Source organism: Frankia sp. CeTa3Moorea, assembly GCF_978021225.1.
In genome coordinates this window covers 1-11,409 of record NZ_CDXDOR010000037.1, presented here as the reverse complement: position 1 = coordinate 11,409, position 11,409 = coordinate 1, and the positions used below count along the sequence as shown (strand labels likewise).

Annotated in this window: 15 protein-coding genes; 9 read left to right on the top strand and 6 right to left on the bottom strand. The window is 70.4% G+C overall.

All coding sequences use genetic code 11. The features are described 5' to 3' along the window. The coding region (locus AC08OV_RS09310) for an ATP synthase beta subunit C-terminal domain-containing protein (RefSeq protein ID WP_476619548.1) at positions 1–562 on the top strand (562 nt) is incomplete at its 5' end. After that, positions 562–819 (top strand): F0F1 ATP synthase subunit epsilon, encoded by a 258-nt coding sequence (locus tag AC08OV_RS09305; protein ID WP_011438082.1) that lies wholly within the window; start codon positions 562–564, stop codon positions 817–819. The genes AC08OV_RS09310 and AC08OV_RS09305, both read left to right, overlap by 1 nt. A gap of 113 nt (positions 820–932) precedes the next feature. On the opposite strand, the gene AC08OV_RS09300 is transcribed toward AC08OV_RS09305, so the two are convergent. From AC08OV_RS09300 to AC08OV_RS09280, 5 genes are all read right to left on the bottom strand, one after another. Beyond that, positions 933–1,274, bottom strand: coding sequence for a type II toxin-antitoxin system PemK/MazF family toxin (locus AC08OV_RS09300; RefSeq protein WP_476612919.1), 342 nt, complete (start codon positions 1,272–1,274; stop codon positions 933–935). Further along, positions 1,271–1,492, bottom strand: a complete 222-nt coding sequence (locus AC08OV_RS09295; protein WP_462186820.1) for a hypothetical protein — start codon at positions 1,490–1,492, stop codon at positions 1,271–1,273. The genes AC08OV_RS09300 and AC08OV_RS09295 overlap by 4 nt, the downstream gene beginning before the upstream one ends. A gap of 76 nt (positions 1,493–1,568) precedes the next feature. Further along, positions 1,569–2,141 carry a cob(I)yrinic acid a,c-diamide adenosyltransferase gene (locus AC08OV_RS09290; RefSeq protein ID WP_476612920.1) on the bottom strand — a complete coding sequence of 191 codons (573 nt, stop codon included), beginning with the start codon at positions 2,139–2,141 and terminating at the stop codon, positions 1,569–1,571. 42 nt (positions 2,142–2,183) lie between these two features. Next, positions 2,184–3,008 carry a protein phosphatase 2C domain-containing protein gene (locus tag AC08OV_RS09285; RefSeq protein WP_476612921.1) on the bottom strand — a complete coding sequence of 275 codons (825 nt, stop codon included), beginning with the start codon at positions 3,006–3,008 and terminating at the stop codon, positions 2,184–2,186. A 36-nt stretch (positions 3,009–3,044) separates the two neighbouring features. Further along, positions 3,045–4,031 carry a hypothetical protein gene (locus tag AC08OV_RS09280; RefSeq protein ID WP_476612922.1) on the bottom strand — a complete coding sequence of 329 codons (987 nt, stop codon included), beginning with the start codon at positions 4,029–4,031 and terminating at the stop codon, positions 3,045–3,047. Between the two features lie 35 nt (positions 4,032–4,066). On the opposite strand from AC08OV_RS09280, the gene AC08OV_RS09275 reads away from it, so the two are divergent. Together AC08OV_RS09275 and murA are read left to right on the top strand one after the other, a co-directional pair. Next, a complete protein-coding gene (locus AC08OV_RS09275) occupies positions 4,067–4,501 on the top strand; it encodes an NUDIX hydrolase (protein WP_476612923.1) in 435 nt (144 codons plus the stop codon). A 79-nt stretch (positions 4,502–4,580) separates the two neighbouring features. Then, complete coding sequence (gene murA, locus AC08OV_RS09270) at positions 4,581–5,855, top strand: UDP-N-acetylglucosamine 1-carboxyvinyltransferase (protein WP_476619547.1); 1,275 nt, start codon at positions 4,581–4,583, stop codon at positions 5,853–5,855. Positions 5,856–5,934: 79 nt separating this feature from the next. On the opposite strand, the gene AC08OV_RS09265 is transcribed toward murA, so the two are convergent. Then, the gene (locus AC08OV_RS09265) at positions 5,935–6,321 is read right to left on the bottom strand and encodes a hypothetical protein (RefSeq protein WP_476612925.1); all 387 of its coding nucleotides are present in this window, start codon (positions 6,319–6,321) and stop codon (positions 5,935–5,937) included. A 316-nt stretch (positions 6,322–6,637) separates the two neighbouring features. On the opposite strand from AC08OV_RS09265, the gene AC08OV_RS09260 reads away from it, so the two are divergent. From AC08OV_RS09260 to AC08OV_RS09240, 5 genes are all read left to right on the top strand, one after another. Further along, on the top strand, positions 6,638–7,003 hold the full coding sequence (locus AC08OV_RS09260; RefSeq protein WP_476591854.1) for an STAS domain-containing protein: 366 nt from the start codon (positions 6,638–6,640) through the stop codon (positions 7,001–7,003). Positions 7,004–7,228: 225 nt separating this feature from the next. Then, positions 7,229–7,888, top strand: a complete 660-nt coding sequence (locus AC08OV_RS09255) for a hypothetical protein (protein ID WP_476604498.1) — start codon at positions 7,229–7,231, stop codon at positions 7,886–7,888. Positions 7,889–8,109: 221 nt separating this feature from the next. After that, entirely contained in the window at positions 8,110–8,772 is a 663-nt protein-coding gene (gene nucS / locus AC08OV_RS09250) for an endonuclease NucS (RefSeq protein ID WP_462186814.1), read from the top strand. Positions 8,773–9,014: 242 nt separating this feature from the next. Further along, on the top strand, positions 9,015–10,862 hold the full coding sequence (locus tag AC08OV_RS09245) for a 3-hydroxyacyl-CoA dehydrogenase family protein (protein WP_476612926.1): 1,848 nt from the start codon (positions 9,015–9,017) through the stop codon (positions 10,860–10,862). 104 nt (positions 10,863–10,966) lie between these two features. Further along, positions 10,967–11,409: YkvA family protein (locus AC08OV_RS09240; protein WP_476619546.1), on the top strand; the 443-nt coding region annotated here is incomplete at its 3' end.

Genomic DNA, 11,409 nt, shown 5'->3' with positions numbered 1-11,409 from the left:
CGAGATGGGTGTGCTCCAGGAGCGCATCACCTCCACCCGGGGCCACTCGATCACTTCGCTGCAGGCCATCTACGTGCCCGCGGACGACCTGACCGACCCGGCGCCGGCGACGACGTTCACCCACCTCGACGCCACCACCGTGCTCGACCGGGCCATCTCCGACCTGGGTATCTACCCGGCGGTGAGCCCGCTCGACTCCAACTCCCGGATCCTGGACGCGCGCTATCTCGGGCAGGAGCACTACGACACGGCCCGTGAGGTGCAGCGGATTCTGCAGCGATACAAGGACCTGCAGGACATCATCGCCATCCTCGGTATCGATGAGCTCTCCGAAGAGGACAAGATCCTCGTCAACCGGGCGCGGCGGATCCAGCGGTTCCTGTCGCAGCCGTTCTTCGTGGCCGAGCAGTTCACCGGCATCCCCGGCAAGTTCGTCCCGCTCGACGAGACGATCGACTCGTTCAAGCGGCTCACCCAGGGCGACTTCGACCACCTGCCGGAGCAGGCGTTCTTCATGTGCGGTGGCATCGAGGACGCGGAGAAGAACGCGGAGAACCTGTAATGCCGATCCGGGTGGCGATTGTCTCGCCCGAGCAGGAGGTGTGGTCCGGCGACGCCGACATGGTCGTCGCCCGGACCACCGACGGTGATCTCGGCGTGCTGCCCGGCCATGTGCCGCTGCTGGGTCTGCTGGCGCCGGGCGGGACGGTCCGGGTCAAGACCGGTGGCCGGGAGATCTCGGCCTCGGTGGACGGCGGCTTCATCTCGGTGACACACCAGGGTGTCAGCATCCTTGCCGAGACCGCGAAGCTGACCTGAGTTTCCTGCGGCCAAGGGCGCGTTCCCCGCATCGGGGGACGCGCCTTTCGCGTCACGTCACAGGTCCGCGACAGGCTCTACCCACCCAACAGGCTCTACCTACCTAACAGGCTCTACCTACCTAACAGAAACTGCAGGGCCTCGGTCATCCGCAGCAGATGATCGGGACCCACGACGCCGAGCCGGCGACCGAAGCGCTGCTGGGACACCGATTTCACGTCCTCGACCTTTGCGTAGCTTGTCTCGCGCAGACCGGTGCCGCCGGGCGCGAGCTCGACGTGGGAGGGCAGCCCGCGGCGGGTCCTGGTGACGGGTACGACGATGGACAGCCCGGCCCGGCTGCGGTTGAGCCGGTCGGCGGACACGACCACCGCCGGACGACACAACCCCTGCTCGTGGCCGATCGGCTCACCGAAGTCGACCAGCCATACCTCGCCGCGGCGAGGTGAGATCACTCCAGGCCGTCCCGCAGCGCCCCCGCCTCGGCGGAGCGCTCGGCACCGAGCTCGTCCCAGGCGAGCGGGTCGGCCGCGAGGCGGTCGTACCCCTCCTCGAAGCCGCGCCAGAACAGCTCGCGCTCGTAGGCCTCGACGGCCTCGTCGATGATCGTCTGCATCTGCTGGCCGGTGGTCGCGGCCATGGCCGCGACCCGTTGCCGCGTCCTGTCACTCACGCGCACCGTGGTACTCATGATCGCCAGTCTACAATTTGGTTGACTGACTTGTCGACCCTCGGGTATTGAGCGGGTCTCAGGCGTGCGCCCCGGGGCGCCAGAGCACGTCCCCCTCAGGGTTCGCCACCCGGGCGAGGATGAACAGCAGATCCGACAGTCGGTTGAGATAGCGGGCCGGCAGCGGGCCGGTGCGGTCCGGCTCGGCCTCGAGGAGGGCCCAGATGGACCGTTCCGCCCGGCGGGCGACCGTGCGGGCGACATGCAGCAGCGCCGCCCCGGGAGTCCCTCCCGGAAGAATGAAGGAGGCCAGCTTCGGCAGGCCGGCGTTGAAACGGTCGCACGCCTCCTCGAGCCGTTCCACGTAGGCCTCGGTGATCCGCAGGGGTGGGTAGGCCGGCGCCGGGTCGACCGGGGTGCACAGATCCGCGCCGACGTCGAAGAGGTCGTTCTGGATCTGGCCGAGCACCGCCCGCAGCTCGTCGGGAAGCCCGCCGAGGGCGAGTGCCACGCCGATCGCGGCGTTCGCCTCATCTACGTCGGCATAGGCAGCCAGCCGCGGATCGGTCTTCGCCACCCGCGACATGTCGCCCAGCGCCGTCGTACCGTCATCCCCGGTGCGGGTGTAGATCCGAGTCAGGTGCACTGCCATGGGGACCACTCTAGGCAGTCGTTGACCGCGCGGCCCGGGTTGTCAGATCCGGGCGTAGAGCGCGGTCGCGTCGTCGCTCATCCCGAACCGGGGGAACCGCGAGCAGTCCGGATCGGCCCGTTCCGCCGCCCGCAGCCGTTCCAACAGTATGGCCTGTTCGCCGCGGGCGAGCACGTCGACAAGGGCCGCGTCGTCGGCGACCAGGCTGAAGGGACGGACGGCCCGGGCGTAGCCGTCGGACAGCGCCACCAGCTCCGTGCCGGGTTCCACCGGCATGGTGGTGACGAACGCGTGGTCGGCGGCAGCGGTGACGTCACCGAGGATCCAGGACCCGGCCGCGGTGTTGCGCTGCCGGCGGTGTTCGCGGGTCATCGTGTGTGCCCGTCCGTAGGCCTGCGTGACATCGATGCCGCGTTCCAGCTCGGCGCGGACCGGTTCGAGCAGCGCCTCTTCGACCCGATCGAACTGGGGATCGGTGAAACCGACCACCTCCCCGCCGGGATAACGGAGCAGAACCGGGCTGTCCCCGAGGAGGTACAGGTCGAGTAGCGGGCCCCGTTGCCGGGCGAGGGCGATCGTGGCGGTCGGGAACCGACCCGCGGCGAGCCCCAGGCGCCGTCCCTCGGCGCGGACGTGTGCGATCAGCTCCCGCGCCACCTCGGGCAGGGATCTATCCCGCCAGGGGACCGTGGCGAGGAAGGCGTCGGCCGCGCCGCTCAGCCAGGCCGCCGAGGACCGGCCGCTGATCGTCGGATCGTCGTACAGCGGCGTCGCTCCGTCGATCACCCACAGGCCATCGGCGCGGGAACCGGCGGCGTCCTCGTTGTGGAGCTTGTCCGACCGGCTGATGGACTGCAGTACACGCACCCGTCGGCCCCCACCGTGGTCATGAGAGCTCTGTGGTCATGAGAACTCCGTCATGAGAAACCCCGCCACCACGAGTATCATCCCGACGACCGCCGTGACGACCCGACGCCGGGCCGGTTCGGTCCCCACGAGCAGGACGTGAAAGCCCCAGAAGACGAGCAACGTCACGCCGCCAGCGAGCGTGAGAAGGCCGGCGGCCGGTCGGGCCGGCTGCCCCGCGGCGATGTTCGCGGCGGTGGTGATGAAGGCGATCACTGCCGCGAGTAACCCCATGATCTCCAGGACCTGACTCCGGATCTGCTGCAGCTCGCGGGAAGCCTCCTCTTGGCGTGCGCCCAGCCGCTCACCCTCCTGCGCGTATTGGATCCTGGACCGGATGAGCTGGTAGTCGCCGATGCGAAGCGCGTATTCGGCGCCCGTACTGTCCTCGTCTTCGATCGCGCGGGCGATGCTGGCCCGCACGGACGCGAACGCCCCTCGCAGGGTCGCGATGCGCGCGTGGGTGGCATGATAGCGCGCATAATGCCCGTCGCTGAGCGCGATGGCCTGCCGGACGTGCCGCTCAGCGTCGAGCAGTAGGCGTGGATCGTTGTCGGGGTCCCGTTCGTGGCGGTCCGCGATAATTTCGGCGGCGAGATGCAGCACGCCAGGCACGCCGCCGAGCCGGTCCACCGCCTCGAGCGCGAACGTGAGCGCCGCGTCGAGATTCGCCGGATCGCCGTCGAGCGAGGCATAATACTCGGCCTGCATGAAGAAGAACATCGGATGCCGACCGAACCAGGCCTGGTATCGATCGGTGTTGGCCCGATGGCGGCGATGGTCCTTTCGGCGCCAGGCCCGAGCCTGCGGGCAGTAGAACGCGTTGAAGCGCGTCTGCTCCGCTAGATTGGGGTTCTCGACTGCCGCGGTGCGGGCCTCGTCGGTCGCGTCGGGCCCGATCAACAACGCCCGCGCGGCCGAGCCGAACCCCGGGTCGGTCTCTGGGGGCAGTTCCGCCAGCCGCTGAGAAAGGCCGCCGTTCACCTGGACTTCCGCGTGGCAATTGGTACGTTTCGCACATGCATTCGGTGAGCGTAGCCGGAGTGACACTCAACGAAAACGGGTTGATTCTGTGCATCCGCCGCCGGGACACCGACGCCTGGCAGATCCCGGGTGGGGTGCTCGAGCGCGGCGAGACCCTGCACGCCGGGCTGCGCCGTGAGGTCGAGGAGGAGACGGGTGCGGTCGTCGAACCCGTCCGCCTGACCGGGGTGTACCTCAACATGCCCCTAGGCGTGGTTGCCATGGTGTTTCCCTGCCACCATCCGACCAGCGTCATCGCTTCCGACACCGCGGAGGCGACGGAGGTCGGCTGGTTGTCGATCGACGAGGTCCGTATGCGGTTCGTGCCGGCTTTCGCGATCCGGGTGGCCGACGCGGTGGCTGGACGGCTCGAGCCGTTTATCCGCACCCACGACGGGGTGTCAGTCCTCCCGTCCGACGCAGCGGAATGAGGCGATCGCGCAGGGTTGCGCCGGTCGGTCCGGCGGGTGGCGGTGAAGATCTTCAGGCCAGGACCTAGCATCGAGGTTCGTGGAGCGCTTCGTTGTGACAGGCGGTACCCGGCTGGCCGGCGAGGTCGCCGTCCCGGGCGCGAAGAACTCGGTGTTGAAGCTGATGGCCGCGAGCCTGCTGGCCGCGGGCCGGACGATGCTGTCCGCCGTTCCCGACATCTTGGACGTGTCGGTGATGTCCAAGGTACTGGCGGGGCTCGGTGCGACCGTCGAGCGGGACGCCGCCGGCGGGCGGCTGAGCATTGAGGTTCCCCAGGCTCCGGGCATCGCGGCCGATGGTGAACTGGTGCGGCAGATCAGGGCGTCGGTGGCGGTGCTCGGTCCGCTGGTCGCCCGCCGTGGGGAGGCGCGGGTCGCCCTGCCCGGTGGAGACGCGATCGGATCGCGCGCGCTCGACATTCATGTCAACGGCCTGACCAAACTCGGTGCGCTGGTCGACGTCGAGTCCGGAGTCCTCGTCGCGCGCTGCTCCGGCCGGCTGCAGGGAGCCTCGATCTGGCTCGACTTCCCCAGCGTGGGCGCCACCGAGAACCTGTTGATGGCCGGGGTTCTCGCCAAGGGGACGACGGTGATCGACAATGCCGCCCAGGAACCCGAGATCGCCGACCTGTGCGCGATGCTGACGGCGATGGGCGGGCGCATCGACGGCGCGGGATCGTCGACACTGATCATCGACGGGGTCGACCACCTCACCCCGGTGGAACACCGGACGGTGCCGGACCGCATCGTTGCCGGCACGTACGCCATCGGCGCCCTGATGACCGGCGGCGACGTGCTGATCCGGCACGGTCAGGCCGCTCATCTCGGCATCGTCCTGGAGAAGTTGGTGCAGGCCGGTGCCGAGGTCGACGTCCGGGACGACGGATTCCGGGTCGTCGGACGGGGACGACCCCGGTCGATCGACGTGGTGACGCTGCCGTACCCCGGCTTTCCGACCGATCTGCTGCCGCAGATCATCGCGTTGGAGTCGGTCAGCCGGGGTACCTCCCTGATCACCGAGAACGTCTTCGACAGCCGGTTCGTCTTCTGCCGCGAGCTGCACAAACTCGGCGCCGACCTGCGTACGGACGGCCACCACGTCATCGTCCGGCCGACCGCGCGGCTGTCCGGCACCCGGGTGACGGCCTCCGACGTGCGGGCCGGCGCGGGTCTCGTGCTCGCCGGCCTGGTTGCGGACGGCGTCACCGAGGTAGGCGACGTCCACCACATCGACCGGGGATACGCCCGGTTTGTCGAGAACATGACGGACCTCGGCGCCAACATCCGCCGGGTCTCCGACCGCGCTGTAGCCTGATTTCACCAGTCTCGGCCTGATCCCGCTGGCGTCGGCCTGATCCCACCGGCCTCGTGATCCGCCGGCCCGGCCGGCGGGGTCAGGTGGGCGACTGGCGCGAGCCGAGCAGGTTCACGAGGGCACGGGCGGCTCGGTTCGCGTCCGTGCCGAACACGAGTACGTGGCGGCGGTCCCGCGGCCGGGCGATGATATTCCCGGCGGCGTCGATGCGGATCGGACCGGCCGGTGCCGTGGCCCAGGTCGAGCGGATACCCCGCGCCCACAGCGCCGCGCGGAGCCGAGTGATCTCGGCGGGGGTGTCCACGGTGACCACCGGGACGAGCAGACCGAAGTCGTGGCCGGGGACGGAACCGGCCGGCCGCGGCCGTGCCGGAGCATGAGCCCAGCGCCCGATCGCCATCAGCAGGCCGACGGCCAGCAGCGCGATCAGTGGCTCGAGGAGAAACGCCCCGGCCGTTCCGGTCATCCCGCACCTCCGATCGTGCCGCTCTTCGACGCCACCTTGCATCGTCCCAGACATCCTCGCGGCGGACATGGATTCGGGCCTCGACACCTCCACGGAATCCGACAGAGGAAACATCGCCCGCCGACTGCTGCCACCATCGAGGTAACCGGCCCGACCTCCCTGTGGCCGAACGGCGACAGTCCGATGAAGACGAGGGGGTATGTCGCGGTCCGCCCTGGGCGAGCCGCACCTGAGTGCTACCCGCGATCGGCGCGGATAGCTGGTAGCAACGGCGTCACGACAGAGGGGGCGTCGGACGGCCGGGACGGGAGATCACATGAACATCGGCGTGAACGTGGTGAGTCTGGAGTGCTCCGGGGACACGCGGGCCGGCTGCGCGCAGACGGCCCGCGTGGTTGGCCGGGTGGATGTGCGGACGGTGGGGACACTACGCTCCCTGCTGCACGCGGCGATCGACAATGGGAGCGGGCCGCTGCGCGTCGACGTCGCGGGCCTGGAACTCGGCGATCATGCCGCGCTGGGGGTGCTGCTCGGCGGCGCTCGCCGAGCCCGTGCCGCGGGCCGTTCGATGGTGCTGGTCGATGTGCCGAGCTCGCTTGAACGCCTGCTCGTGGCGGACCGGCTGGGTGGGTTGCTGCGGTTCGAGGAGGCCGCCGACCTGGTCCACGTCGGCCACGCCTGAGCGGGCTGCCCGGGCGGCTCATCCGTTCGACCGCCCGCCAGGCTCGTCAGGAAGGGCTCCGTCCCGATTGGGACGGCACCCGGAGCGGAACGAACCAGGGTGGCTGCGCACCGTCATCTCAGGCGCGCCCGTGCGCCGGGCGGACACGCGATGCGGCATGCTTGCCGGGTACCTGCTGATCGGGTACTGCTTTCGGGTGACGGGCCCGGCTCTTGGCAGGGTGTGATGCCGGACGGAGGCGTGCAGGACGTGGAGGTGCCCGCGCGGGTGAATGCCGTTGGCGATCGGAGTGCGCGATCCGCCGGGCTGGCCGGGCTGGCCGGGGTGCGCGAGTACCGGTCGGTCCTGGTCCCGGTGGCGTTCGTGGTCGCGGTCCTGCTCGGCGTGGCCATCGGCTACGTGACCGCGGACCGGCAGTCCGCCACCGTGCATGCGCCTCAGACCGCCACCTCGCCCGCCCCGGAGCTGACCCCCGCGTTGCGGACCGCCCCGTGGGAGGGTGCGCGCCGACCAGGCACGGCCCATCAGATGCGGGTCCTCGACGAGCCTGATCCGGATGCCCTGCGGCTCGCGCTGTCGTGGACGGTCGCCGACTCCATCAAGGCGGCCGGGGGCGCTTCCACCATCTCCGCCCGGCAGGTGACGATCGTGAACGGGATGTACTTCGGCGCCGTCGAGGGCGTTGACGCGGCGCACGACGAGTACTGGGCGATTGGTCGCATCGAGGTCCAGGGGCCGGCCACGCCGCCGGTCGACCCGCACGTGTGGCGGCGGACCGGCGCTGGGCCCTGGACGATTGTCCGCAACGGCCCGCGGGCCTGTGACGTGCTTCCGCGCGCTCTGATCACCCTGTGGAAGGTCTCCCCGCCGCCCTGCACCGGGTGACCTGCACCGCCATGGTCTCCGGGGCACCCTCGACAGTCCGGGGCACCCTCGACGTCGTACGGTCGCTCTGTGCCCTCGACCAGGATTGACGCCGCGCGGCCCGGTCACAGTGAGGCGGACGGTCCGTACCTCTGATCGTCAGGCGATCGTCAGGCGATCGCCGGGTGCGCGGCGGTCCCACCGCCGCCGGGCGCCGGAAACGGCCGCGATAGCGTGACGTCATGCGGCTCGTCATCGCTCGCTGCAGCGTGGACTACGTCGGTCGGCTCACCGCACATCTGCCGAGCGCCGTCCGGTTGGTACTCGTCAAGGCGGACGGATCCGTCTCGATCCATGCCGACGGGCGGGCGTACAAGCCGCTCAACTGGATGAGCCCCCCGTGCGTCATCGCCGAGGCGGACGGGGTCTGGCGGGTCACCAACCGCGCGGCCGAGCAGCTCGTCATCACCCTCGAACAGGTGCTGCACGATTCCACGCACGACCTCGGCGTCGACCCCGGTCTGCGCAAGGACGGGGTGGAGGCGCATCTGCAGGTGCTGCTCGCCGACCGGCCCGACGCGATCGCGCCCGGACTCACCCTGGTGCGCCGCGAGTACGAGACCGGCATCGGGCCGGTCGACCTGCTGTGCCGCGGCGCGGACGGCTCAACGGTCGCCGTCGAGATCAAACGCAGGGGTGAGATCGACGGGGTGGAGCAGCTGACCCGGTACCTTGTCCGCCTGGAGGCCGACCCGGCGTTGCCGCATCCCGTGCGCGGCATTCTCGCGGCGCAGTCCATCACCCCGCAGGCGCGGCTGCTAGCGGCCGACCGGGGGCTGGGCTGCGCCATCGTCGACTATGACGAGCTGCGGGGCCTCGAACCGTCCATTCCGACGCTTTTCTGAAAGCGCTTCCGCCGAACCCGCCCGGTCCGCCGAACCTGCAACGGCCGCCCGCCAGCCCGGCAGCCCGGCCGGCGTCCCCGGCCGGCGGCCGGTCCGTTCCCGCAGTGCGATCATGGGCCGGCGTCTCGAGAATATGGGAGGATCGCGGCGTTCGCCGTCTGACACCGCCCGGCCCGCGACGCCTACCTGTCGCCTGGGGCCCGTGTGCCGAAGTAGATGTGCCGAAGTAGAGGAGCCTGGGCATGATTGAGAGGCCCGCATCGGGAACCGGGCCGGCCGCGAACCCGGAGAAAAAGCCGGAGAACAGCCGGGACGACGCTGTGAGACACCGCCGGGTCGGGGTGGTGGGGCTCGGCACCATGGGCGCGGGCATCGCCGAGGTGCTGGCGAAGGCCGGTCTGGAGGTCGTCGGCATCGCGCGTGACGCCGACGCGCTCGCCCGCAGCAGGGCCCGGGTCGAGCACTCCCTCGACCGCGCGGGCCGCCACGGCAAGATCGACGACGCGACCAGGGAGGCCGTACTGGCCCGCCTGCGTCTCGGCACCGAGCTCGCGGCGGTCGCCGACTGCGAGCTGGTGATCGAGGCGATCGACGAGCGGATGAGCGCCAAACAGGCGCTTTTCGCCCGACTCGACGAGATCTGCCCCCCGACCACCGTCTTCCTGACGAACACCAGCTCCCTGTCGGTGACGGAACTCGCGGCGGGCACCGCCCGCCCGGAACGGGTGCTCGGCACCCACTGGTTCAATCCGGCGCCGGTGATGCGCCTGGTGGAGGTCGTGCGCACGGTCGTCACCGACCCGACCGTGCTGGCCGGGGTCATCGGCCTGGTCAACGACGTGGGGAAGACCGCGGTCGTCGCGGAGGACCGGGCGGGCTTCATCGTCAATGCGCTGCTGTTCGGGTATCTCAACAACGCCGTGCGCATGCTCGAGGCCCGGTACGCGGCCCGGGAGGACATCGACGCGGCCATGCGGCTCGGGTGCGGGCATCCGATGGGCCCGCTCGCCCTGCTCGATCTGATCGGTCTGGACGCCGCCCACGAGATCCTCAACTCGATGTACCAGCAGTCCCGTGACCACCTGCACGCTCCGGCACCGCTGCTGAGCCAGCTCGTGCGCGCGGGCCTGCTGGGCCGCAAGACCGGTCGTGGTTTCTACACCTACGCGGCACCGGACTCCTCCGAGGTGGTCGACGCGGTCGATCCGCTCGCCGACCGCCCGAGGCGGGGCCGCCCGGTGCGCTCGGTCGGCGTCGTGGGGAGCGGCACGATGGCGGGCGGCATCGCGGAGGTGCTGGCCCGGTCCGGGCACGACGTCCTCCTGCGGGCCCGGAGCGAGCGCACCCTCGCCGCCACCCTCGTGAAGATCGAGTCGTCGTTGTCGGCGTCGGTGGCCAGGGGGCGGCTGTCCGACGCCGACCGGCTGGCGGCCCTGGCTCGGGTGCGCGGCACGACCGATCTGGGTGAGCTCGGCCGCTGCGACCTGCTGCTCGAGGCGGTGGTGGAGGACTTGGCGGTGAAGCGGGAGCTGTTCGCCGACCTGGACAAGATCGCGGCGCCCGGCGCCGTGCTGGCGACTACCACGTCCTCGTTGCCGGTCATCGAATGCGCCACGGCCACCAGCCGGCCGCAGGACGTCATCGGTATGCACTGGTTCAACCCGGCCCCGGCGATGAAGCTGATCGAGGTGGTGCCCACGGTGCTCACCGGCGACGACGTGACAGCCACGGTCCTGGCGCTGTCCCGAGCGGCCGGGCGGCATCCGGTGCTCTGCGCCGACCGGGCGGGGTTCATCGTCAACGCGCTGCTGTTCCCCTATCTCAACGACGCGGTGAAGATGCTCCAGGCGCACTACGCGACGATCGAGGACGTCGACACGGCGATGACGGTCGGTTGCGGCCATCCGCTGGGCCCCTTCGCGCTCGCCGACGTGGTCGGCCTCGACGTCACGCTCGCGATCACGCGCTCGTTGTACGCGCAGTTCCGCGAGCCCGGCTACGCCCCGGCACCCCTGCTCGAACAGCTGGTTCGGGCCGGGTTCCTGGGACGCAAGACCGGCCGGGGGTTCCTCGACCACCCGCCGCGCTGAGCCCACCCGCCGCGCTGAGCACAAGATCGCTTCTGTCCACGCGGACTAAGATGTCGACGGTCGGCGGGAAATCCCGATTCGCGCGGGAGGAGGCTGGAGCGGCGATGGTCGTGCTCGACAGGGACGCCATGCGAGCGTTCGGTCGGGAGGTCACGATGTTCCTTCCCGATCTGGTCCAGCTGCTGCGGCGGGTCGTCGCCGATCCGCGGGTCCCGCAGTCCGCGAAGGTGGAGGCCGCCGCGGCGCTCGCGTACCTCGTGTCGCCGAAGAACCGGCTGACCAACGCGATTCCGGTGGTGGGTCAGCTCGACGACGTCGCGGTCATCGCGTTCGCCTTCCGGCGGCTGGCTGTCGGAGCCGGGGAGCCGATCCTGCGTGAGCACTGGCGTGGCAGCGATCGCGGCTTCCAGCTGCTCATCAGTGCGTCGTCCGCCCTGGCGAGTCCGGCGGGGGCCGTGCGCAAGGCCAAGCTCGCCCGCTCGCTCGTGATGGCCGGCTTCGAGCGGGTCGGCGGGCGGGTGCGGTGGACGGGCGAGAGGTTCGGGGC